This window comes from Hymenobacter aquaticus (assembly GCF_004765605.1).
GTDB classification, from domain to species: domain Bacteria; phylum Bacteroidota; class Bacteroidia; order Cytophagales; family Hymenobacteraceae; genus Hymenobacter; species Hymenobacter aquaticus.
Genome location: NZ_SRLC01000001.1, coordinates 2,793,489 through 2,817,867, shown reverse-complemented (window position 1 = coordinate 2,817,867; position 24,379 = coordinate 2,793,489). Strand labels below are relative to the sequence as shown.

Annotated in this window: 20 protein-coding genes; 15 read left to right on the top strand and 5 right to left on the bottom strand. The window is 63.7% G+C overall.

Features of this window, described 5'->3' with window-relative positions; all coding sequences use genetic code 11:
* Positions 1 to 10 precede the first annotated feature (10 nt).
* The 13 genes from E5K00_RS11670 (at position 11) to E5K00_RS11610 (ending at position 17,649) form a co-directional block, all read left to right on the top strand.
* The gene (locus E5K00_RS11670; RefSeq protein WP_135463392.1) at positions 11 to 1,543 is read left to right on the top strand and encodes a SusD/RagB family nutrient-binding outer membrane lipoprotein; all 1,533 of its coding nucleotides are present in this window, start codon (positions 11 to 13) and stop codon (positions 1,541 to 1,543) included.
* 76 nt (positions 1,544 to 1,619) lie between these two features.
* A complete protein-coding gene (locus E5K00_RS11665; protein WP_135463391.1) occupies positions 1,620 to 2,309 on the top strand; it encodes a GDSL-type esterase/lipase family protein in 690 nt (229 codons plus the stop codon).
* Between the two features lie 137 nt (positions 2,310 to 2,446).
* Positions 2,447 to 4,753, top strand: coding sequence for a glycoside hydrolase family 20 protein (locus E5K00_RS11660; RefSeq protein WP_135463390.1), 2,307 nt, complete (start codon positions 2,447 to 2,449; stop codon positions 4,751 to 4,753).
* 96 nt (positions 4,754 to 4,849) lie between these two features.
* Positions 4,850 to 6,703, top strand: coding sequence for a family 10 glycosylhydrolase (locus tag E5K00_RS11655; protein WP_135463389.1), 1,854 nt, complete (start codon positions 4,850 to 4,852; stop codon positions 6,701 to 6,703).
* A gap of 43 nt (positions 6,704 to 6,746) precedes the next feature.
* Positions 6,747 to 8,168, top strand: coding sequence for a T9SS type A sorting domain-containing protein (locus E5K00_RS11650; protein WP_167856841.1), 1,422 nt, complete (start codon positions 6,747 to 6,749; stop codon positions 8,166 to 8,168).
* A gap of 144 nt (positions 8,169 to 8,312) precedes the next feature.
* Positions 8,313 to 9,530, top strand: a complete 1,218-nt coding sequence (locus E5K00_RS11645; protein ID WP_135463387.1) for a copper amine oxidase — start codon at positions 8,313 to 8,315, stop codon at positions 9,528 to 9,530.
* 158 nt (positions 9,531 to 9,688) lie between these two features.
* A complete protein-coding gene (locus tag E5K00_RS11640; RefSeq protein WP_135463386.1) occupies positions 9,689 to 10,594 on the top strand; it encodes an FAD-dependent oxidoreductase in 906 nt (301 codons plus the stop codon).
* Positions 10,595 to 10,660: 66 nt separating this feature from the next.
* Complete coding sequence (locus E5K00_RS11635; protein WP_135463385.1) at positions 10,661 to 11,974, top strand: FAD-dependent oxidoreductase; 1,314 nt, start codon at positions 10,661 to 10,663, stop codon at positions 11,972 to 11,974.
* Between the two features lie 1,057 nt (positions 11,975 to 13,031).
* On the top strand, positions 13,032 to 13,190 hold the full coding sequence (locus tag E5K00_RS22830; protein WP_167856840.1) for a hypothetical protein: 159 nt from the start codon (positions 13,032 to 13,034) through the stop codon (positions 13,188 to 13,190).
* A gap of 18 nt (positions 13,191 to 13,208) precedes the next feature.
* A complete protein-coding gene (locus E5K00_RS11625; protein ID WP_245328288.1) occupies positions 13,209 to 13,913 on the top strand; it encodes a 3'-5' exonuclease in 705 nt (234 codons plus the stop codon).
* A gap of 2 nt (positions 13,914 to 13,915) precedes the next feature.
* Positions 13,916 to 15,826, top strand: a complete 1,911-nt coding sequence (locus E5K00_RS11620; RefSeq protein ID WP_135463383.1) for a DUF294 nucleotidyltransferase-like domain-containing protein — start codon at positions 13,916 to 13,918, stop codon at positions 15,824 to 15,826.
* A gap of 83 nt (positions 15,827 to 15,909) precedes the next feature.
* The gene (locus tag E5K00_RS11615; protein WP_135463382.1) at positions 15,910 to 16,962 is read left to right on the top strand and encodes an aldose epimerase family protein; all 1,053 of its coding nucleotides are present in this window, start codon (positions 15,910 to 15,912) and stop codon (positions 16,960 to 16,962) included.
* Between the two features lie 189 nt (positions 16,963 to 17,151).
* On the top strand, positions 17,152 to 17,649 hold the full coding sequence (locus E5K00_RS11610; protein ID WP_135463381.1) for a hypothetical protein: 498 nt from the start codon (positions 17,152 to 17,154) through the stop codon (positions 17,647 to 17,649).
* Positions 17,650 to 17,806: 157 nt separating this feature from the next.
* On the opposite strand, the gene E5K00_RS11605 is transcribed toward E5K00_RS11610, so the two are convergent.
* The 5 genes from E5K00_RS11605 to E5K00_RS11580 form a co-directional block, all read right to left on the bottom strand.
* Entirely contained in the window at positions 17,807 to 18,163 is a 357-nt protein-coding gene (locus tag E5K00_RS11605) for a hypothetical protein (protein ID WP_135463380.1), read from the bottom strand.
* Between the two features lie 36 nt (positions 18,164 to 18,199).
* Positions 18,200 to 19,114, bottom strand: coding sequence for a UV DNA damage repair endonuclease UvsE (gene uvsE, locus E5K00_RS11600; protein ID WP_135463379.1), 915 nt, complete (start codon positions 19,112 to 19,114; stop codon positions 18,200 to 18,202).
* A 424-nt stretch (positions 19,115 to 19,538) separates the two neighbouring features.
* Positions 19,539 to 20,240, bottom strand: coding sequence for a carboxypeptidase-like regulatory domain-containing protein (locus E5K00_RS11595; RefSeq protein ID WP_135463378.1), 702 nt, complete (start codon positions 20,238 to 20,240; stop codon positions 19,539 to 19,541).
* 228 nt (positions 20,241 to 20,468) lie between these two features.
* Complete coding sequence (locus E5K00_RS22825; protein WP_167856677.1) at positions 20,469 to 21,122, bottom strand: hypothetical protein; 654 nt, start codon at positions 21,120 to 21,122, stop codon at positions 20,469 to 20,471.
* A gap of 152 nt (positions 21,123 to 21,274) precedes the next feature.
* The gene (locus E5K00_RS11580) at positions 21,275 to 22,534 is read right to left on the bottom strand and encodes a metallophosphoesterase (RefSeq protein ID WP_135463375.1); all 1,260 of its coding nucleotides are present in this window, start codon (positions 22,532 to 22,534) and stop codon (positions 21,275 to 21,277) included.
* 115 nt (positions 22,535 to 22,649) lie between these two features.
* On the opposite strand from E5K00_RS11580, the gene radC reads away from it, so the two are divergent.
* Entirely contained in the window at positions 22,650 to 23,393 is a 744-nt protein-coding gene (gene radC / locus E5K00_RS11575) for a RadC family protein (RefSeq protein WP_135463374.1), read from the top strand.
* Positions 23,394 to 23,618: 225 nt separating this feature from the next.
* Positions 23,619 to 24,260 (top strand): DUF1684 domain-containing protein, encoded by a 642-nt coding sequence (locus tag E5K00_RS11570; RefSeq protein WP_135463373.1) that lies wholly within the window; start codon positions 23,619 to 23,621, stop codon positions 24,258 to 24,260.
* Positions 24,261 to 24,379 lie beyond the last annotated feature (119 nt).

Here is a 24,379-nt window from a genome sequence, read left to right as displayed (position 1 = left end):
CTGATTCTCTATGACGACCACTTTTCGCGTTTCCCGCCGCCGCGCCGCCGCTCTGCTGGCCGGGCTGGGCCTGCTGCTCACGGCGCCCGCCTGCACCGACCGGTTCGAGGAAATCAACACCGACCCCACCAAGGCCATCGACGTGCCGGCCAACCTGCTGTTTTCGCGGGCCCTGAAGTACGGCGCCCTCTACGACAACGACCAGCAGCTGGGCGAGCACCTGCACGCCAACATGTGGGTGCAGTTTTTTGCCAATTCCACGGCCAGCTTCCAGACCGACCGCTACGAGAGCAACCTGACCTGGACGGCTTCTTTCTGGAACAACTTCTACGCCGGCTACGGCATGGATTTGCAGCAGGCCATCCGCTACGTGCAGAACTCGCCCGAGGAAGTAAACAAGCTTAGTGAAGCCCGCATCTGGCGCGTGTTCCTGTTTCAGCGCATGACCGACTACTGGGGCGACATGCCGTATTTCGACGCCTTTAAGGGCGTAACGGACGGCAATACGCAGCCCAAGTACGACCCGCAGCAGGCCATCTACGAGGACTTTCTGAAAGAGCTGAAAGAATCGGCGGCGGCCCTCGACGACACCAGGCGCGGCAACTACGGGCAGGCCGACCTACTGTTCGGCAACGCCGGCTCGCACGCGCCCAGCACCTCGCTGCCGGCCGTCAACAACCGCTGGCGGCGCTTCGCCAACTCGCTGCGGCTGCGCGTGGCCATGCGCCTGAGCAAGGTGAACCCGGCGCTGGCCGAGCAGCAGGTGCGCGACGCGCTGGCCAGCGGCGTGATGACCAGCAACGCCGAGTCGGCCATTATGAAGAACACCGGTGGCAGCATCCGCATCAACCAGAACCCGCTGGCCGTGGTGCTCAACTTCGCCGACAGCCGCATCAGCGCCACGCTGGTCGACTACCTGACCCGCTATAACGACCCGCGGCTGAACGTCTTCGTCGACCCCGTATCGAGCAGCAACCTGGCGCGGGTGGGGCTGCCCAATGGCCTTTCAACCACGCAGCTGGCCCAGACGCAGTATTCCCCGGCCAACTATTCGCAGGGTGGGGCGCGCTACAAAAACACCAGCAACGACCAGAACCTGCTGACTTACTCGGAGGTGTGCTTCCTGCGGGCCGAAGCCGCCCTGCGCGGCTGGGACAACACGGGTACGGCCCAGAGCTGGTACGAAACAGGCGTGCGCGAAGCTATGGCCCTGGCCGGCGTGACCGACGCGGCGGCCATCACGGCCTACCTCAATGGGCCCCTGGTGAAGTTCAACCCGGCGCAGGCCCAGCAGCAAATCAGCACCCAAAAGTGGCTGTCCTTGTTTGGCCACAGCGGCTTCGAGGCCTACGCCGAGTACCGCCGCACGGGCTTCCCGGTGCTGCAGCAGGTGCCCAGCCAGGGCGAAACCAACGGGCAGGTGCCGCGCCGCATGCGCTACCCCAGCACGGAGGCCCTGCAAAACCCCAGCGGCTACCAGCAGGCCCTCAGCCGCCAGGGCCCCGACCTGATGACCACCCGCATCTGGTGGGATAAGCAGTAGCGCCGGCGCCTGATTTACAGGATTATCGAAACCAAATCAATAAATCGTTACGCTAACCTCATCCGTTATCTGTACTATGTTGCGTTATGCAATCCGGGGCGCGCTGCTGGTTGTGGGACTGGTGGCCGCCCCTTTTGCTTGGGCTCAGCGGCCGGCCGCACCCAAGCCCGCCAACCCGCAGCTCTGGGCCCCGGAAATAGCCGCCTTCGCCCGGCAGGATAGCCTGGCGCGACCACCACAGCAGCCCATTGTTTTCACCGGCAGCTCGTCGGTGCGGGGCTGGCGCACGCTCGCCACCGACTTTGCGGGCCAGCCCGTGCTGAACCGCGGCTTCGGCGGGGCGCGCTTCACCGACGTGAATCATTACTTCGCGCGGCTTATCACGCCCTACCGGCCGCGGCAGGTGGTGCTCTACGCCGGCGACAACGACATTGCCGCCGGCTATGCGCCGGCGCACGTGTATGCCTCGTTTCGCACGTTTGCCCGGCGGCTACGCCGAGAGCTGCCCGCCACCCGGCTCACCTACCTGTCCATTAAGCCCAGCCCGGCCCGTTGGGCGGAGTACCCGCTCATGCAGCAGGCCAACCGCCGCATCCGGCGCTATGCCCGCTGGCACCGCCGGGTGGAGTTCGTTGATGTTGGTACGCCCCTGCTCGGTTCCAATGGCCGCCCCCGCCCCGCGTTCTACCAGGCTGATAGCCTCCACATGACCCGCCCGGCCTATGAGCTCTGGACCAGACTGGTGCAGCCGCACTTGGTGCCATAAGACTGACGGAAGAACGCCGCGCTGCCTGGTCAGCTGGCGGTTGGTTGCTCAGGCAGCGGCTCTGCCGGGAGCCTGCCAGCTGCTCTGCCGGGAGGCACGTTGCTGGCAGCCAATTTCTCTGATTTTCTTTCCTGCTGATGCTTTCCCGCTCATTTCTGCTCCCTATGCTCTGGCTGGCTTTGGCCGCACTGCCGGGTTGCAGCCGGCGGCCCCAACCGGCGGAAACGGAGGCCGCAGCGGCAAATCCAGTGTTGCTGCCCCGGCCGCAAATAGTGCAGTACACCGGTACCGGATTTACGCTCAGTGCCCGCACCCGACTCTTGCTCACCGCCCCGGCCACCGACACCGCCGCCGCAGAAGCCGGCCGGCAGCTGGCCGCTTGGCTGCACCGCCGTGGAATAGGAGGGGAGCTACAGTTCAGTGCCGATACGGCCAGCGCCGGTGTGCACCTCATTCTGCAGCCTGGCCCGGTGCCTGACTCGCTCCGGGAGCAGTACCAGCTGCGCGTGACACCGCGCGGAATCTGGCTGCGGGCCTCCACGGGGGCCGGCCTGTTCTGGGGTACCCAGACGCTGCGGCAGCTGCTGCCCGCGGCGCTTGAGCTGGCAGGGCCCGCCGTGGGGCCGCTGCTGGTGCCGGGTGTACACATTCAGGATTGGCCGGCGTTTGGGTGGCGGGGGTTGCTGCTCGATGTAAGCCGCCACTTTCTGCCCCCGGCCCAGCTGCGGCGCTACCTGGATTTGCTGGCCCTGCACAAGCTCAACCGCCTGCATCTGCACCTTACCGACGACCAGGGTTGGCGCCTGGAAAGCCGCACCTGGCCGCGCCTGACCAGCGTGGGTGCCTGGCGGCGTGGGGCCGACGGCCAGCCGGACGGCGGCTTTTACAGCCAGGCCGAGCTGCGGGAGCTGGTGGCCTACGCCCGGCTGCGCCACATCGAGCTGGTGCCCGAAGTGGATATGCCCGGCCACGTGCAGGCAGCGCTGGCGGCCTATCCGGAGCTGTCGTGCCGGGGCCGGCCACTGGCCGTGGCTACCGACTGGGGCGTGCACGAGGATGTGCTGTGCGTGGGCAATCCGCGCACCGCCGGGTTTGCGGCCGATGTGCTGGGTGAGGTGATGGACCTGTTTCCGGGCCAGCTTGTGCACGTCGGCGGCGATGAAACACCCGTGGCCCGCTGGCGTGCCTGCCCGAAATGCCAGGCGTTGATGCGCCGGGAAAATCTCCGGTCGGAGCGGGAGTTGCAGGGGTATTTCCTACGGCAGGTGTCGGCGGTGCTGGCCCGGCGCAGGCGGCGCGGCATCGTCTGGGACGAGGCGCTGGCGCTGCACCCGCCGGCCGGCACCGTGGTGCAGGCCTGGCACGGGTTGGGGCCCGTAGCGGCGGCAGTCCGGGCGGGCTATTCGGTGGTGGCCTCCCCCAGCAGCTTCACGTATTTCGACCAGAACACCACTATCTTGGATCTGGCCAAAGTGTACCGGTTCGACCCGCGCCCGGCCGGGCTGACGGCGGCGGAGCGCGGCCGGGTGCTGGGTAGCGAGGCGGCTATCTGGACCGAGCGGATAACACCCGCGCAGCTGGATCAGGCGATGTTTCCGCGCCTGCTGGCCCTGGCCGAAGTGCTCTGGACCGGCCCGCCGGCGGCCCGCGCCTACCCGGAGTTTCTGGCCCGCACCCGGCAGTATTATCCGCGCTTGGCGGCGCTGGGCGTGCAGTATGGCTTCGAAACCCGCCCGCTGGCCGTCAGTACCGAGCCCATCGCCACCGGCCTGCGCGCCACGCTCACGGCCGGCGGCCCCGGCATCGGGCTGCGCTACACTATGGATGGCACTACACCCTCACCAACTTCAGCTCCTTACATGGTGCCGCTGATGGTCGAAACGCCCACCCGGCTGCGGGTGCTGGCCTTGCGCGGCGGCCAGCCACTGACCGAACTGCCCGCCGTACAGCTCCAGCCCCATGCGGCTTTAGGCGCGGCAGTGGCGCTGGCGACGCCGTTTCACCCGATCTATTCTGCGGGGGGCGCGGGCGCCCTCACCGATGGCCGCCTGGGCAGCCTCGACTACCGCGACGGCGCCTGGCAGGGCTTTGAGCGCACCGACCTCGACCTTACCCTAGACCTAGGCCGTAGACAGCGGCTCGACAGCGTGCGGGTGGCGTTTCTGCAGGACTGGAACTCCTGGATTTTTCTGCCCCGCGTCGTGCAGTTCGGCTTTTCTTCGGACGGTCAGACGTATACATCGGGGTCCGAAGCCACCACGCCCGAACCGATTAGCGCGGAAGGGCCGCTCCGGCGCAGCTACGGCGCCGCCGGGCCGGCCGGCGCCGTGCGCTACGTGCGGATACGGGCCCGCAATGTGGGGGTGTGCCCGCCCGGCCACCCCGGCGCGGGCGGCGCGGCGTTTCTGATGGCGGATGAGGTAGTCGTTGAGGGCCACAGATAATTCCCGCACCCTTAGGGGATTCAACCCGAAAGCGGGTCTGTAAGCACACACCCCGCGCTGCGGCCACGGGAGCCGTTTCTTGCCGACTGCTTTTCTATGAAAAAACGCTTTCTAACCGCCGCTCTGGCCTTGCTGCTGCCGGCCGCTACCATGGCCCAGGAGCTGCGCGCCACCTGGCTTACGCGCACCAAGTTCGGCAGCCGCGCCGCCATTGCCCAGCAGATGGACAGCCTAGCCTCGGCCAACTTCAACACGGTGTATGTGAACGTGTGGAGCCGCGGCTATCCGCTGTTTCAGAGTGCGCGCTTCTTCCAGCAGACCGGCCTGCGCACCGACCCTACCTACGCCGACCGCGACATCCTGGCCGAAGCCATTGCCGAAGGCCACCGCGTGGGCCTGCGGGTGGAGGCCTGGTTTGAATACGGCTTCGTGGCTGGCTGGACCGGCAACCTGGCGCCCGGCGCCGTGCGCGGCCCCATCTTGGACGTGCACCCCGACTGGACCGCCACCAAGCTCAGCGGCCAGCAGCTCGACCCGGCCAGCAATTTCTACTGGATGGCCCAGAGCAACCCCGCCGCCCAGAACTTCCTCATCAGCCTGGCCACCGAAATCAGCCGCCGCTACGACGTGGATGGCATTCAGCTGGACCGCATCCGCTACGCCAGCCTCGACTACGGCTACGACCCGTTCACCGTCGTCCTCTACCGGCAGGAGCACAACGGCGCGGCTCCGCCCACAGCCGGCAACGATGCGGCCTGGATGCGCTGGCGCGCCGACAAAATCAACAGCTTCCATGCCCGCGTGTACGACAGCATCAAGGCCGTGAATCCGCGCCTGATTGTGTCGAATGCGCCCAGCCAGTACGGCTCCAGCACCTACACGGCCTACAACCAGTACCTGCAGGACTGGAAGTGGTGGGTAGATAACAACAAGGTCGACAACGTGCAGGTGCAGAGCTACGCCAGCACCCAGGCCGTGTACGACGGCTACATCACCTACGCCAAAAACCTGGTGAACGACCCCACGAAGGTGTATCCGTCGTTTGCCGTCAGCCCCGGCTCGTCGGTGGTGCTCACCAACCCGCAGATGGTGAGCTACCTGGATCTGGCGCGCAGCAAAGGCTTTCTGGGCAGCGCCATCTGGTTTGCTGATGATCTGGCCGGGCGCTTCCGCTACCTGAGCCGCACGCGCTTCGCCACGCCCGCCACCGCGCCGTTTGCTGCCGCCGACTGGCGCACGTTCCGGACGCTGGTGCCCATCACCGACGCCGCCAATGCCGTGCGCTCGGGCACCTGGCTGACCAGCAACAACCCCGGCTACAGCGGCCCCAGCCTCTACGCCGACAACACCGCCGGCAATGCCCTGGACTACTACCTCACCGTGCCCGCCGATGCCTGGTACGAGGTGTACGCTTACCAGGTGGTTTCCAGCAACCGTAATACGGCCGCGCCCTTCCAGGTGACGGACGCCACCGGCACCACGACGACTGTGGCAGTAGACCAAACCCGCGTAAGCAATGCCGGCTTCGTGAAGCTCGGCGACTTCTACCTGCGCACCGGCCGTCAGCGCGTGGTGCGCCTGAGTGCCGACAACACGCCCGCCGGCCGCTTCGTGAGTGCCGACGCGGTGCTGCTGGTGCGCAACCGTCGCCTCGACGGCCGCGCCGTCCCGCTTGGCACCCGCGAGTCGCGCAAAGCTACCGGGAGCCAGCTACAGGCCTTTCCCAACCCCAGCCAGGGCACGTTCTCGGTGCGGGCCGAAACCACCTTGACGGCCGTGCGCGTGACCGATCAGCTGGGCCGTGTGGTGTATGAGCAGCCGGTGCGGCTGGCGGCGGGGGCCACCCACGCCGTGCAGCTGCGCAGTGCGCTGCCTGCGGGCCAATATGTGGTGCAGGCCCGCCAGGCCAGCGGCCAGTGGCTCAGTGCCAACGTGCAGCTCAGCCGCTAACTGCTTTTCTCTTACCCGTTCTCATCATCCAATTCCCCCTCCTATGAAGTCACTTTCTACTCTTTTGCACCAGGCTACTCCCAAGCGGCTGGCCCGCCTCACGGCGTTGGCCGCGCTGCTGGCCGTTTCGTCGCACGCAGCCCAGGCCCAGCTGGATATGAGCCGCTACCGCTGGACTACCAGCACGGCCGCCAGCCTGGCTACCAGCCGCACCGGCGCGGCCATCGACATGAGCACGGGCACCACTCAGCTCTTCGGCCCCGGAGCTACCAATGTGCCCGGCTCCACGTTCCAGCCCATCGGGTTTGACCTCTGGTTTTATGGGCAGCGGTTCAGCCAGTTCAGCGCCACCACCACCGGCCTGGTGAGCCTGGCCGAGGAAAACCTGGTAGTAGCCGCAACCCTCACGGGCGGGCTGGAGCGGTTTGCCGCCTTCCACCGGGCCTTTGCCGCCGCCGATGTAGCCACCATCGGACCATCATCGACGGGCAAGATTCACTACAAGACCACCGGCACAGCTCCTAACCGCGTGCTGGTAGTGGAGTACCTGAACCTGGGCGTGCTGGCCAACAGCGGCACCGTAGATGCCACCTACCAGATGCGCTTCTACGAAACCAGCAACGTCATCGAGTACGTGTATGGCAGCATGAACATCGGCTCCACGGGGGCCAACAAGGGCTTTCAGGTGGGAATGACCCACAAAGTGGACGCCACCACCACGCCGCCCACCTACAACACGATTTACGTGGCCACCAGCATTCCGGAGGCCCGCTACAACGTGGCGGCTTTCTCCGGGGTGAATGCTCAGGCGGCCGGCCCCATTCTGGCCCTTACCAGCAGCACCGCTGCCCAGCGCCGCAGCTTCACCTTCGACCCCACACCTACCACAGCAGCACCGCTGCCCGCGCCCGCCAACCTGACGGCCACGGCCGCCGGCGCCAGCATCAACGTGAGCTTCTCGGATGGCGCCGATGAAATTGCCTACGAGGTGTACTACAGCACCAGCGGCGCCAATTTTGGCCTCAACCCCACCGCCACGGCCAATACCCCGGACTACGGCCGCGTGCAGGTGCTGAGCCCGGCCGCCGGCATCACCACTGTCACGGCCAATATTCCCGGTCTGCGCCCCAACACGCCGTATTTTATCAAAGTATTTGCCTTGCGCGAGGCGCTGTCGGCCGCTTCTACGGCCACGGCTACCACCGTGCTGGGCACCCGCTCGGCCGCCCTCACCGCCGCTCTGCAGGTGCACCCCAACCCCAGCACCGGCTCTTTCACGCTCGACATCCAGGACCGCACCGTGCAGACCTGGCAGGTGCAGGATTTGCAGGGCCGCGTAGTGGCGCAGGGCACTGCCCTGCCGGGCCGTCAGCAGCTTGCCCTGCCGCGGCTGGCCGCCGGCGTGTATTTGCTGCAGGTGCAGGCTCCGGCCGGCGTTGGCACACGTAAAATTATGATTCAATAATCTATCTGATAATAAGTTATGATAGTAGGTGCGCCGAAGGATATGCTTCGGCCGCCACGTATACTTTAGGTCGAAAAAGAAGAGGAACCTGGTTTCTCTTCTTTTTTTACTGCCTTGTTTTTCCCTTCCCACCCCATTTTTGCCATGAAATTTTCCTTCAACATCTGGAAAGAGGAAATCAGCCTGGCGGTGCTGCTGGCCGGCGCCATCATCACGGTGAAGGCTACCCAGCCGCTGCCGCCCGACTCTACCAGCGCCCGCATCCTGCAGGCCAAGCCCGGCGCCAGCGTAGAGCTGCCGGAGTTTGCCTTTCAGAAGTCCAGGCAGCTAAGCTACCGCAAGCTGGTGCTGCCGGGCCCGCAGTTTCTCATCAGCGACGACCCGGAGTACATCCGGGTGCCCGAGGCGGCCGTGTTCCGGGAACGGGTGCTGCCCGGCACCGTGCGCTTCTACCTCTACAACGTGAACGGCGTGAAGGAGCCCCAGAAGATGGACCGCAAAATCACGGCCCTCATCAAAAACCTGGGTTCCGGGCCCATGCGCCTGCAGATGCTGAAGTATTCGGCGCAGCCGCCCAGCGGCGACTACCTCAAGATTGGCAGCCAGGGCCTGGCCGACTACTTCGCCTCGCAGCCCAGCCCGAAGGTGCGGCAGGTGAAAGCCGGGCAGGCCGTGGCCCTGGACGAAAAATGGGAGAAAACCACCGTCAGGTACGACGACCTGGTGCACGGCTTCTACGAGTTTCTCATCGATCAGCCGGCCGAAATTACGGTGCTGCAGACCGACCCCGGCACGCCCGGCCCCACGGCGCTGGCCCGCAACCCCCCGGTGCTGCCCGGCAAAAGCAAGAGCGGGGCCGGCCGCGGCGTGTTTGGCGTGAGCAACTACCGCGTGCAGCTCGACTCGGTGTTTGACACCCGCCACGGCGCGGCCGAAATCACCGTGGCCGACGGCCAGCGCGACCCGTGGGTGGAGGGCACCGCCAGCCACACCACAGAAACAGCCGTGCTCAAGGGCAACTACGGCGTGCTCTACGATATCAACATCCGCTGGCGCAGCACCGACGGCCGGGGCCTGGCCTTGCTCACGCGCAACGCCCGCGGCGGCGGCCCCAACAACAACTGGTGCGGGGCCATGGCCACCAGCGTGGTGGTCAGTGCCGGCCTGCACCCCGGCGGCATCGTGAAGCTGCCTTCCGATAAGGCGGCCACCAAAAAGGAGCCCGAGGCCGTTGTCATCCAGGTATTTGCCCCGTCCGCCGACGGTCAGGAGCAGCTGATTCACCTCACATATTCACCGCCCGGCGCATCCTGCCTGCCCACGCCCATTACGCTGGTGCCGGTGCAGATGAACGCTAAATAGGCCGGCAAGCAAACGGCTGCTGCCCAACGGACTTGCCAGGAAAACCGTGGGTTGCGGCTGCAGAATTAAGGGAAACCTCTTTCCCGATGGTCTGTAGCAGCAGTTCCGGCACGCGCTGACGTGGCTTCAGGGCCTTCGGCCCGCTTTTCATTCTCTCTATGCAAATTCATTCGCTGAATCATTCGCAGCCCTACGACTATGTCGTGTACGGAGCCTCGGTGGGGGGTATTCTGCTGGCGCTGCACTACGCCGCCGCCGGCAACACCGTACTGGTGCTCAATCCTTATGGCTTCCCTGGGGGCAGCGTCACGGAAAGTCTGAGCTGCCTGCAGCAGCGGCCCGTGGCGGCCACGCCCCACGCCCGGCAGCTTTTTGGGCAGCTCTTCGCCAACCCCTACGCTACCGTGTATGAGGCAGAGGAAGGCTGCGTGCTCAACCCGGAAGTCATCAAAATCGGCTTGCAGCACGCGCTGGAGGCATCGGCAGTGGCGCTGCTGTTTCACGTGAAGGCCCGCGCCCTGGCCCCGGCCGGCCCCGATGGCTACGCCACGCTGAGCGTAATTGGTAAGGAAGGCGAGTTTAGCGTGCGGGCCCGCCGCGTGCTCGATGCCACCGATGCCGGCCACCTCACGCGCCTGGTGCGGCGCACCGGCCAGCTCACCGGGGCGCGGCTGTGCGTGTTCACCAGCCCTGTGCCCGAAGCCGCCGCCGCCACCATGCAGGCCCTGGCCGGTTTGCAGCAGGCCGTGCGCCTGCCCGACGGCCGCTACTGGCTGGCGCTGGGGCTGCCCGCCGCGCATCCCACCTTCGTTGAAACCACGGCCAACGATATGCTGGATACCCTGACGGCCGCGCTGGCGCCGCTGGGTGCCCGCCTGCAGATTGTGCCGGCCGAAACCCAGCTGCTCTACCAGGCAGCGCCGGCAGAGCCTGGCGAAGCCTTCGGCAGCGCCGCCGACCTGCTGGCTGGCCGCTCCTACGCGCCCCACCAGTGGCTGCAGCGCGCCGCCGACCTGGAAGCTGCCGCCGTGGCCGCCCAGGCTGCGCGCCCGGTAGCTCAGTAACCAAACCAATGCCGGAAGACGCGCCGCGCCGCCGGCGTATTCCCCACCGACGATACTTTCCCCCTTATGGAGCTAAAGCAAAAATACGATGTGATTGTGGCCGGGGCCGGCATTGCCGGCATCGGGGCGGCGGTGAAGGCCGGGCGGATGGGTGCCTCGGTGCTGCTGGTGGAGCACTACGGCTTCGTGGGCGGCATGAGCACGGCCGGGATGGTCGGGCCGTTTATGAAGCACACCGTGCACGGCCAGCCGCTGGTGCGGGGCGTGTTCGAGGACCTGGAAAACGGAATGCGCCGCCAGAACGGCATGATTGACAACGGATTCTACGCCAGCGCCTTTCGCTCCTCGGCTTACGAGCTGCTGCGGGCGGCCGGCGTGACGGTGCTGCTGCACGGCGAAATTGCGCGGGTGCAGCGCGACGGTAACCGCCTCGCCGCCCTGGATATTCTGGTTGATGGCCGCGAAGTAATAATAGCCGGGGAGGTGTTCATCGATACAACCGGCGACGCACAGCTGGTGTTCTTGGGCAACTTTCCGTGGGTGAAGGGCGACGAGCAAACCGGCCTGCTGCAGGCCCTGACGCTGTTTTTCCGCATGGGCGGCATCGATATTCAGCGGGCCACCGACTATGCCCAGGCCAACAAGCACGACTTCTTCGACTGGATGACCTACGACTTCGATTTCTCGAAAATCGTGTCGGTGGCGGGCTACTGGAGCAACGTGCGCCGCGCCATTGCCGAAAAGCGCCTGCCCCCGGAAATCGAGTATATCTTCTTTACCACCCTGCCCGGCAGCGGCGAAGGCTCCTTCAACACCAGCAACGTGCTGGGCCTCGACGGCTCCTCCTCGCCCGACCTGACGGCTGCCGAGCTCACCGGCCGCAATCAGGTTGATCAGCTGGTACGGCTGATTCAGCAGGAGCTGCCCGGCTTCGAGAACTCCTACCTCGTGGAAACGGCTGTGCAGGTGGGCGTGCGCGAAACCCGCCGCGCCGTCGGCGACTACGCCGTAACGGGGGCCGACGTGCGCAACATGCACAAGTTCCCGGATCCGGTGGCCCGCTCCAGCTACGGCATCGACATCCACGGGCAGAAAGGGGAGAGCTCCGTGCTGGAGCACGTAGAAGAAGGCCAGTACTATGAGGTGCCGCTTCGCTCCCTGCTGGTGCAGCAGGCCGACAACCTGCTGGTGGCCGGCCGCTGCATCTCTTCCACCCGCGAAGGCCACAGCGCCATCCGCATTATGCCTACTTCCTCGGCTACCGGCGAAGCCTGCGGGGCGTTGGCGGCCCTGGCCGTGCGCAACGGCCAGCAGCTGCGGCAAGTGCCTTATGCAGCGTTACAGGCTGAAATTGCCTATAATCTCTCGGTACTGGAATAGTGGCCTCGGGTAAAAGTTTGGTACAAAGGTTACATGGCAGCTTTAGGTGATGACGTGGCTGCGCAAGCTGTTGAGGAGGCGAGAACCCGCCGTTTCCTTCGCACGGTGCGCCGTAAGCGCGAGCAACCGTAGTTAGGGCCGCCTGCCCAAGGGCGTTGGCAAGGCAGAGCGGACGGCTGCCTTATTCGCGCCAGCCCCTGGCTCGGCCGGCAGAATAAAGCCGGTCATCATCCTGTCCACTTGCGGGTGAGTAGGCGGCTCCGTACGCGGTAGCCGTTACCACCACGGCCAGCGCCTGGTCGGGAATACAAAAAAATGTTGCCGCCGTTGCCCGCGCCATAGAACGTCTCGCAGACCTTGCCTTGCACCTGGTACGTTTTGCTCTGGAACAGATACCCGTAAGGCTCGTTGACCCGATTGGGAATGGCGACGTGTTTCGTGAATGTTTTAGCGACCCACGCGGCGGGCAGCAGTTGCCGCCTCTGCCACTGCCACCGTTCTGGTCCAGTTGGCCGTACTTGGCGAAGTCCAGCGCGCGGAGTTGAAGGCTGCCCGCAGGGTTCACCACGTGCTGGGGCGTATACTGCCAGCGGTAATCGGTGATACCCAGGGGGCGTAGGAGCCTGTAGTCCGCATACGCTTCCCGCCCTTCGGGTACGCGGTGCGGCGGGTGGCCCCGTTGAAGTATTCTACCACCACCACCACGCCCTGGGATTATGCTCTTGGTACAAATCATTGCAATGCTAATCTAAGCCCCTCTCCCGGAGGGGAGGGGTTGGGGAGGGGTTCAACGACAGCCCGCGAGGTGCTTCGGCTGCGCCGCCGCCTGCCGTTCCTTGTCATAACGTCCAGACAAAAGCACCACCACCACCACCACCATCCCCAACCGGCCTTGCAAGGCCTCCGAGCTCAACCACGTCGGCTTCGAGGGCGCGTATTTGTTGAAGGCCAATGGACGCTATTATCTATCTTGCGCCGAGCGCTATTATGAGCGCTACCACTGCATGACGGCCGAGTCCCGGACGCTGCTGGGCCCTACGAGCCATGCTACGTATCGGTGCCCTACGCGGGCCATGACGTCTTTTTTCAGGACGTAAGAGGCCAGTGGTGGAGCACGCTGTTTGGCAACGACGACGACGCGCCCGTGCGGAAGCAAGCCGCCGTGGTGCCCGTCGAGTTCGATAAGCAGGGCCACATCCGTCCCGTGGTCCAGTAAAAAATCCGTTTGCCCGCCGTGAGAGAGTACGTGCTGTTCGTCGATACCGAAACCTCCGGCATTCCGCAGGACTGGTCGCAGCCGTACTCGGTGCTGGGCAACTGGCCCCACATTGCCCAGCTGGCCTGGGTGGTGTGCTCCCGCGACGGGCAGCAGCTCAAGGCCGAAAACCACTACATCCTGCCCAGCGACTACGACCTGAGCCCCGCCTCGGTGAGCGTGCACGGCCTGACCCGGGAGTTCTTGCAGGAGCACGGCCAGCCCCGGCACGCGGTGCTGCGCCGCCTCTACCAGGATTTGCTCCGCTACGAGCCCCTGGTGGTGGCCCACTTCATGCAGCTCGACTTCCACATGCTGGGCGTGGGCTTTTACCGCGCCGGCCTGGACAACCCGCTGGAGGCGCTGCCCACCTTCTGCACCATGCTCACCACCAGCCGGTTTGTGCAGGCCGGTCCGCAGCGCTTCTTGCGCCTGGGCGAGCTGTACGAGCGGCTGTTCCGGGAGCCCCTGCGGCGGCAGCACGACGCGCTGGTAGATGCCCAGGCCACGGCCCGCTGCTTTTTTGAGCTCTGGCGCAACGGCGACATCACCGAGCAAACCCTGACCGCTCAAACGCCCCCGCGCCGGCCGCCGGAAAAGCCCGGGCCACCGGCTGCCCGTATACTTGCCGCACTGATTCTGCTGCTGCTGGTCTTGCTGGCCGCCTACTTCTTACTGCTCTGACTATGACCGACCGGATAGAGTTTCTGCGCACCGTGAAGCCTTTCGACGTGCTGCCCGAAGACGTGCTGCGCGAAATTGCCGATCTGCTGGAAGAAGTAACCCACCCGCGCGAGGCCATTATATACATGCAGGACGTGAGCAAGCTGCGCGGCCTCGACATCGTGGTGGAGGGCGGGTACGAAACGTTTTTCTACGACAGCCAGCAGCACAAGCGCCTGGTGGAACACTGCGGGCCGGGCTGCTGCTACGGCGGCATCTCGGTGCTGCTCAATAAGAAACGCTCGTTGCGCACGGTACTGGCCCGCAAGGGCACGCGCGTCTACTTCCTGCACCGCCGCGACTTCCGGGCCCTGTGCCAGGCCTACGACGGGTTTTTCCAGTACTTCACCACCAAGTACGGCCAGCGCATGCTCGACGACGAGTACGCCCACTTCGTGAAGCTCAACCAGGGCAGCGCGGCCCAGAACTACCTGGCCTCCGACCAGCTCTACTCGCGCCGCCTCGAAGCCGTGGAGCTGCGCGACATCGTGGCCTGCCCCGGCACCACGCCCATCCGGGAGGTGGCCCGCCGCATGGCCGAGGCCCGCACCAGCTGCTACTTCGTCACCGACGCCGCCGGCACCATCACGGGCTACGTCACCGATATTACCCTGCGCGACAAAGTGGTGGCCGGCCTGCTCGACGCCCGCCAGCCGGTCAGCACCATTATGGATGCGCCGGTGGTCAGCATCAGCGCCCAGGCCTACGTGTATGAGGCCACGCTGCTCATGTTCCAGACCAAGACCCGCTACCTGCTCGTGCGCGCCGCCGATGGGGCCGGCTACGTGGGCTTCGTGAGCCGCAACAAGCTGCTCACCGAGCAGGCCCAGTCGCCGTTCATGTTTATTCAGGCCGTGAAGCAGGCCGTGTCGGGCCCGGAGCTGCGGCGGCGCTGGGAGCAGGTGCCCGACATGGTGTACCAACTGCTGGACCGCGGCGTGAAGCCCGAAATCGTGAACCAGCTCATCACCAGCATTTCCGACACCATTGCCCTGAAAGTCATTGAGGGCGTGATTCAGGAAATGGGGCCGCCGCCGGCTAGGTTCGTGTTTATGGTGCTGGGCAGCGAAGGCCGCAAGGAGCAAACCCTGCTCACTGACCAGGACAACGCCATTATCTACGAGGACAAGGCCAACGAGCAGCGCGAGGCCGTGCGGGCCTATTTCAAGCAGTTTGCCGAGCACGTCTCCGACCAGCTCAACGCCATTGGCTTCAGCTTCTGCGAGGGGGGCTTCATGGCCAAAAACCCCAAGTGGACCCACTCCCTTTCGCACTGGAAGCGCAACTACACCGAGTGGATCAGCGAGTCGAACCCCGAGGCGGTGATGCAGTTCGCGGCCTTCTTCGACTGCCGCTACCTCTACGGCGACGCCACCATCATGCAGGAGTTGCAGCAGTTTCTGAGCGAGCAGCTGCAAGTGCCCCACGACCGGTTTTTCTACTACATGGCCATCAATGCCCTGCAGTTTGAGCCCCCGCTCACGTTTTTCCGCAACATCCGCACCTTCACGGTGGGCTCCCAGCAGGTGTTCAACCTGAAAAAGACCATGACGCCCATCGTGGACCTGGCCCGCATCTACGCCCTGAAGCACCGCATCTTTCTGACCAACACCGGCGAGCGGCTGGCGGCCCTCAAGGAGCAGGGCGTGTTTAGCGACAAAGAGTACCACGAGCTGCTGCAGTCGTACTACTACCTGATGGGCATGCGCCTCAAGAAGCAGGCCGTGCAGATCATCAGCGACAAACGCCGCCCCGACAACTACCTCGACCCCAAGACGCTGACCCGGGTGGAGGAAGTCAGTTTGAAGGAAATCTTCAAGGTTATCGGCGACTTCCAGCTCAAGATCAAAGTCGGCTTCGCCAAAACGCTGTAGGACGCTCTTGCGTCACCCCCAGATGCCCCGGGGCCGTACATGCCCTCGGCACCGTGCCCCCGTTTCCCCGAAATCTACCTGCCATGTCTACGCCCACCTCCTTCGGCCACACCCACGACGGCACCGAAGTACAGCTCTATACCCTAACCAACGCCCACGGGCTGCAAGCGCGCATCACCAACTACGGCGGCACGCTCACCAGCCTCTTGGTGCCCGACAAAGCCGGGCAGCTGGGCGACGTCGTGCTGGGCTTCGACAACGTGAGCGGCTACCAGAGCCCCGAATACCAGCAAGCCGGCCCGTATTTCGGGGCCCTGATCGGGCGCTACGGCAACCGCATCAAGGCCGGGCAGTTCACCCTGAATGGGAAAACCTACTCGCTGGCCAAAAACAACGGGCCCAACCACCTGCACGGCGGCCGGCAGGGCTTCGACAAGGTCGTCTGGCAGGCCGAGCCCGGCCGCAGTGCCGACGGCCAGACCCTGACCTTGCGCTATGTGAGTAAAAACGGGGAAGAAGGCTACCCCGGCACGTTGACTGTCACGGTGGTCTACACGCTGACCCAGGACGACGCCTTGCGCCTCGACTATACGGCCACGACGGATAAAGCCACGCCGGTGAACCTGACCAACCACAGCTACTTCAACCTGGGCGCGGGCCCGGATGTGCTGGCCCACCAGGTCACGCTGCCGGCCGACCGCTACACGGTGGTCGACAACACCCTGATTCCGACCGGGGAGCTACGGTCTGTGAAGGGTACGCCCTTTGACTTCGCCACGGCCCACGCCATTGGCGAGCGAATCGGAGAGGTGCCCGGCGGCTACGACCACAATTGGGTGCTGAACCAGCCCGGGGCGGAGCTGCACCCAGCCGCCACGGTCTACGAGCCGACCTCGGGCCGCACCTTGGAGGTCCTGACCACCGAGCCGGGCATCCAGTTCTACACCGGCAACTTCCTGGACGGCACGCTCACGGGCAAGGGCGGCCGGGTCTACGGCAAGCACGCGGGCTTCTGTCTGGAAACCCAGCACTTTCCCGACTCGCCCAACCAGCCGAAGTTTCCCAGCACCATTCTGCAGCCCGGCGACACGCTGCACTCTATTACCGTTTACCGCTTCGGGGTGCGGGAGAAATAAGCTGCCGCCCGAAAAGGTAGTTTCGTAGAGAGAAAGCGGCTGTTTACCGCCCGGTAAGCCTCTTAGACTAAATGGGTCAGGCGTTTAGGAAGCGGTATTTTTCAACACGGAGCACGTTTCTGCGTAAGAGGCTCTACCGCGTCAGTCCCACCGGCGGTAAAATCCTTTCTACATCCAAAAACTCTTCCTATGAAAACTGCTTTTGCTTTCGCCGCCCTTCTCGCTGCTGGTATCACTTCGGCTTCGGCCCAAACCACTACCGGCACCACTACTTCCGGCACTAGCACTTCGGGTTCGATGACCAGCGGCTCAATGACGAGCGGTTCGTCGACGAGCGGCACAATGAATACCGGTACCACCTCGGGTACCATGAACACGGGCACCACGTCCGGCACGATGGGCACCGGCACCACGTCGGGCACGATGAATACCGGCACGACTAGCGGCACCATGAACACGGGCACGACCTCGGGCACGATGGGTACCGGCACGACCTCCGGCACCATGGACAACGGCTCGATGGGCACCGGCACCACTTCCGGCACCATGAGCACGACTTCGGGCTCGACCATGAGCGAAGGCAGCATGGAAAACGGCAAGATGAAGTCGAAAGCCGACAAAAAAGGCAAAATGAAAACCAAGGATGACAACATGAAGGCCAAGGCTAAAACCAAGCCCGGCCTGTAGTTCCTGGTTAACGCCATTCCGTAAAAAAGCCCCGACCAAGTATGGCCGGGGCTTTTTTTACGGGGGCATAAGGCCTGCTACCTCGCGTCGTCAAAAACAAAGCCTGCCCGGTATGCTCGGACAGGCTTTGTCGTGTTCGGACTGCGGCGCCCCGCAGTTAGGCGGGCTGGGCCTGCAAATCGGAGCCCAGGCGCAGGAGCAGGTCGCCGATGGAGCGGACGTCGGCCTGCTGCCCGGCTTCGGCCTGGAAGGCAAACTGGGTAGTCTGGGAGCCCAGCAAGCTCAGGGCGCGGCCTACGGCGGGGCCGTCAATCTTGGGCGCCGTGAGCAACGACTGCAGGTTGCCGATTTCGCGGGCTATGTCCTGCAAGGCCGGGATGCCGCTCTGCAGAAACTCCTGCTGCCAGGCCTCGGTGTTGTCCATGGCGGCGCTGAGCGGGATGGAAGTAAGGCCGCTTTTCAGGGCCTGTATGGTATTGGCCAGATGATTCTGGGGCAGTGTGTCGTTTGCCATTGAAAGGGAAGAAGTAGGGGGGTGAAAGGAGTTGTGTTACGACAGGGAAGCGGCTTCGGCGGCAATGAGTTGCAGCTCGCGCAGCACGCCCACGGCGCGGCAGGCGCTGGCCTCCTTGTCCTTTATTTCGAGCATGATGTCGACGTCGAGGCCGTGCAGATGGGTCAGGAACTCGCGGAATAGGTCTTCTTCGAGCGTGGTGGTGTGCTTACCTTTCCGCTCGCCCAGCTGCTGCGAGCTGTAGTCCATCATCAGCACCCCGTCGCGCTCGGGGTGCCAGGTGGCGGCGGCCAGGCGCAGCGCCTCGGCCATTGGCTCGCCGTGGTTGAGGCACTCGTGGTGGAAGTTGTCGAACAGAATCGGGATGCCCACGGCCTCGTGCACCCGCAGGCAGTCGCGCAGACTAAACAGCCGGTCGTCGTTTTCGATAACCAGCCGGCGCTGCACGGCCGTCGGCAGCTCGCGGTAGGTGGCAATAAAGCGGCTGATGGCCAAGTCCCGGTCGCCGTAGAGGCCGCCCACGTGAATCTGGAGCTTGGCCGTGCTGTCGAGGCCCATCAAGTCCAGCATCGAGCCCTGGTACACCAGCTCGGCGATGCTGCGCTGCACGATATCCTCGCTGGGCGAGTTGAGCACCACAAACTGGTCGGGGTGAAAGGAGATGCGCATGCCCTGCGCCCGCACGTAGTTGCCGATGGCACGAAACTCCGGCTCGAAGCGCGCCTGCCAGGGAAAGGTGTTGATGGGGTGGGAGCCGAACGGCACGATGCTGGAGCCAATCCGGAAAAAGCGCAGCTCGTGGGCCACGTTGTATTCCAGGATGCGCTGCAGACAAATCAGGTTGCTGGCTACGGCCAGCTCTACCCGCTCAGCGGAGTAAGACGCCAGCCGAAACGTGGCTCCGGAGGTGCAATCCAGGGATTCATTGACGCAGGGATATCCAATTCTCATACCCTGACTTTACGCGGGGCCGGAAGTGAAGTTGTGAGTAGGAATGTGCTCAGGTGCTAATGTGGGGGAATGTGCTAATTCTTAATGTGAGCAATGTGGGTAGAATGTGAGCAATGTGGCTGAATGTGTCATGAGCCATTCCGCGCCTCAAGCGGCGGCCATCCGTCCTCTGAAATGTGCTCAGCCTTCTAAAGTGAAAAGCCCTGACCCATGTACCGCGAAGTTCCACTTCGCGAGGCGCTGAACGACGGTTGTTCAGCTGGCTCCAACGACGCGCGAAGTGGAACTTCGCGGTACAAGCAAAAGCCCTTTACTCCAGCTGGAATAAAGGGCTTTCCGGGCAAAGGTCAGGTCGTACTGCGCAGAGGACGGATTGCTTCGCAAGCTCGCAATGGCACATTTCTCACATTAGCACCTGAGCACATTACTCATAGCCCGTGTTTTCTTTGAAGTTGCGGTTGTATTTCTGCCGGTTCTTCTCGGCCTGGGCGGCTTTTTCCTGGGCTTGAATTTCCTCCATCTTGCGCCGCTGCTGCCCGGCCCGGGAAAACTGGTCGTAAATCAGGCTGATGGGGCTGGCCAGGGTCGGGATAGGGTCGCGCGGGGCGATGGTATCGACCGGGAACAGGGGCTTGGGCGGCGGGGCCCGGCGCACGGCGTTGGCCGGGGGCGTGGGCCGGCGCACGTTGCGCAGCGCCCGGTTGATAACGGCCCGATCGGGGCGCCCTTCCTGAATCCGGACTTCCCCCAGCTGAATACTGTCGCGCAGCATGTAGATCTGCACCACAATCTGGGACAAGCCGGTGCGGCCCAGCGGCAGGCGTTGGGGCTTAAAGCCCACGGCCCGAAACACGAGCGTGTCGGTATTGGCAACGCTGAGGGCAAAGTCGCCCTCGGCATTGGCCACAGTGCCACGGTTGGTGCCCTGCACGAAAATGGCCGCGCCGGGAATGGGCTGCCGGTCTTTAGCCCCCGACACCGTGCCCGTGACGCGCACCTGCGCCGCAGCGCCGCCTGCCAGCAGCAGCCAGCAGCCGACCAGCAGGCCAAGTGCCCGCGCCGAAAAGAAACCCTGTAGTAGTTGAAAGAAGCCCTTCACGAAGCTGATTAGAATACAGACTACCATGGAAGTAGCCCCTAAATGAGCCCAAAAACTCCGGAGCCGTTGCAGGCAGGAGTTCCGAAGCAACGAAAAAACTGCCGCAAAGGTGCGGCAAGCACTCAGGACAGGTGCTAATTACCGGCCGGCAACTGCGCTGGGCAGAACCCAAAGGAAGGCTCCGGGGCAAAAGTAAAAAAGCCCGATCGACCAGATCGGGCTTTTTATCGGCTAGTCCGGAATTACGCCGGACGCTTACTCGGTTTTTGTTTTGTTGCCGTCGGCGTCTTTGGTTTTCACCTTGCCGTTGTCTTTCACTTTCAGCTTGCTGCCGTCGTCGGCCTTGGCCTTCAGCTTCTCCACCTGTGTGCCGCCCGACATCGAGTTATCGGCCGATGACGACATGGCCGAGTTGTCGGTGGTGCTCATGTCTGCCGACGAGCTCATATCCGACGAGGAAGACATGGCCGAGTTGTCGTCCATGTAGTTCGACTCGTCGTAGGCGGAGCGGTTGGTTTCGTAGGCTTGGTACTGCGTTGGCTCGGTGAAGATAGACTTGAACTCGGTGTCGGTCTGCATGTTGGCGTCGCGCATGGCGGCGGCCATACCGGTCGTGTCGGAAGTGTACTGGTTGCGCAGCTCGCCCATGCGGCGGGCCCGGTTGTAGTAGGCCGTGCGCACGCGCGACACCATCGCCGTATCCTGGATTTTCATGTCCGAGGCCATCTTGGTGGCAATGGTATTGGCGCGGTTGCGGTACTGGGTATCCATGTCGGCCGTGTTCATGGCCGTGCCGTTGGCGGCGTCCGTGGTAATGGTCGTTTCGGAGGTTTCGGTGGTTTTTTCCTGCGAGCAGGAAGCCATTGTGAAGGCCGCGGCGCACGACAACAGCAACAGTGAATTTTTCATGGTGTAGAGAGTCGGTTGTGAGAGAAATCAGAAACTGATGCGGCGTATACGCGCCCACAAACTCCTCGGTTACTGCCGGGTAAACTCGGGAAATAAAAAAAGCGACTAGGAATAATCCTAGCCGCTTTTTCTCCGGAAATAAATTGGTCAGTTTAGGCCCGGCGCAGCTCAAACACGGTGATTTCGGGCAGGAAGCCCACCCGGCCGGGGTAGCCGATAAAGCCCAGGCCGGTATTCACGTACAGGTGCTGCTTGCCCTTCGAGTACAGGCCCGCCCACTGCTTGTAGACGTATTGCACCGGGCTCCATTTCAGGAACGAGAGGTTGACGCCGAACTGCATGCCGTGGGTGTGGCCCGAGAGCGTGAGGTCGATGTCGGGGTATTCCAGCACCTGCGCTTCCCAGTGGGAAGGGTCGTGGCTGAGCAGGATTTTGAAGGGCGCGTCGCCGCTGCCGGCGTGGGCCTGGGCCAGGTTGCCGTACTTCGGGAAACGCATCTGCGCGCCCCAGTTCTGCACGCCCAGCACCGCTATTTTCTCGCCGTCGCGCTCAATCGTGTGGCTTTCGTCCAGCAGCAGCTTCCAGCCAATCTTGGCGTGGTTCTGCTTGAGTCGGTCGAGGTTGGCCTGCTTGGCTGATTGGCCGCCCAGATCGGTCCAGTCGACGTAGTCGGCGTAGTCGTGGTTGCCCAGAATCGAGTAAATCGGCAGCTTCGACTGGATTTTGGCCAGCGTATCAATGTGGGGCTCCACCTCGGTGGCCACGTTGTTGACCAGGTCGCCGGTCATGAAGACCAGGTCGGCCTGCTGCTTGTTGATCAGGGCCACGGCCCGCTCCAGGGGCTCGGGGTCGGCGTTGAAGCTGCCCGTGTGCAAGTCCGAAATCTGGAGCAGCTTGAAGCCGTCGAACGAGGCGGGTAGGTTCGGAAACTTCAGCACCACGCGCTTCACCTGGTAGTCGGTGGCGCCCTTCACCATGCCCCAGATCAGGGCCACGAACGGAATGCCGCCCGCCACCAGGGCCATGCGGTTCAGAAACTGGCTGCGCGAAATGCCGGGACTGCCGTTGCCGAGCGGGTCGGGCCGGGCCCCGAACTTGGAGGCCATAAACCGCACGAGGCGGCCCGCGTCATCGACCAGCAGAAACAAGACTACCACCAGCTTCGAGACGAACAGCACCATAATGGCGCTGGTCAGGTAGGTGCGCAGCAGCGTGGGCGGGGTGCCGCGGGTGAGGGCCATCCAGAGAATGCCGAACAGGGAAACGAGGGTGAGCAGCCAGTAGCCGCCGGTAATAAAGCGCTGGGTGGCGGCCGAAGCGCCCTGGCTGACGGTGCGCACGGCCTGGAATACGTACCAATCGACGCCAAGCAGGAGCACGACAAACAGCGCGCTGGTGATGATTCTTTGCATATATCAGAGAGAAACTACGCCGGCGCGCAGAGGTTTTGGCCGCCGGTAACTACTTTACCAGACGAATTACGCCCGGTTATACTTTATCCGTTACGCCCTACAACATCAATACCCGATGGAATCGTTTGACAATCTGTCCGAAGAAGCAACTGCGCCCGTCTTCTACCAAACCCCCGCCAGCTTCAGCATCAAGAGCTGGGCCGAGGAAGACCGGCCCCGCGAAAAGCTCATGCAAAAAGGCCGCACGGCCCTTTCCGACGCCGAGCTGATGGCCATTCTGCTGGGCTCGGGCACGGCCAAGCTCTCGGCCGTGGACGTGGCCAAGCTGATTCTGGCGGCCGTAAAAAATGATTTGAACGAGCTGGCCCGGCTGTCCATCAAAGACCTGATGCGCCATAAAGGCATTGGCGAGGCCAAGGCCATTACCATCGTGGCGGCCCTGGAGCTGGGGCGGCGGCGCAAGGAAACCGCCGCCGCAGCCCGCACCACCATCACCTGCTCCCTGGATATCTACAACCTGGTGCGGCCCAACCTCCAGGATTTGCCCCACGAGGAGTTCTGGGTGATTCTGCTGAACCGGGCCAACGTGGTGATGCGCAAAACCAGCGTGAGCAGCGGGGGCGTGGCTGGCACCGTGGCCGACCCCAAGATGATTTTCAAAGAGGCCCTGGAGCAGCTGGCCAGCAGCATTATTCTGGTCCACAACCACCCCAGCGGCAACCGCCAGCCCTCGGCCGCCGACATTGCCCTGACCCGCAAGCTCAAGGAAGCCGGCCAGTTCCTGGATTTGCCCGTGCTCGACCACCTGATTTACACCGACCACGGCTACTACAGCTTCGCCGACGAGTGCATTCTGTAGCCTCACCCCGTCCCTCTCCTGAAGAGAGGGGGCCAGCCGCAAGGTTCTGCGCCGCCGCTTCGGCTCGCGCCTCTGCAACGGCTACTGCTGATAGTAGCATCTCCTGATCTGATAGGAATACGAAAGTCACAGCTGAGAAGCTGTGACTTTCGTCTGTTCGCGTCATCTGGCCCCCTCTCCTCGGGAGAGGGTTGGGGTGAGGCCCGTGTACTACCTTTGCGGCCTATGCGCATCAACCCCAAACTTCTCATCGGCCTGGGCCTGCTGGTGGTCTTCGCTTACTTCCTGCAGGATCTGGTGCTGGGCCACGACCAGTACGCTACCGGCATTCAGAAAGCCCGCACCGAAAAGAACAACTCCTTCCGCCGCATGAAAGACTCGCCGCTCAACGCCGAGCAGCGCGACCATTTCGACTCGCTGCGCTACTACGCGCCCGACAAAGCCTTCCGCGTCACGGCCCAGCTGGAGCGGTTTGCCACCCCTGATACCATGGCCATGCAGCTCACCGACGGCAAGGCCGATAAGTACCTGCGCTGGGGCAAGGCCACGTTTGAGCTTGACCGGCAGCCCCGGCAGCTGGTCTTGTTTCTGAAAGTGAACGACGACAAGCCCGAGCTATTCGTGCCCTTCACCGACAAAACCAACGGCTTCGACACCTACGGCGGGGGCCGCTACCTCGATATTGCCCTGCCCGCGGAGGCCGATAAGGAAATCGTGCTGGACTTCAACGCGGCCTACAACCCGTTCTGCGCCTATAACAACGAGTATTCCTGCCCCGTGCCGCCGGCCGACAACCGCCTGCCCATTCCCATTCCGGCCGGCGAAAAGAGCTTCCCCGAGGAAGACCACACCGGCCACGCCCACTAGCCTTTCGCCGCCCGCCCGAATCCGTACCTTTGCCGCCTGAATTGCTGATTGCTGATGGTTGATTGTTTCGTTATTCAACAAGCTACAGCAATCAGCAATCAGTAATCAGCAATCAGCAA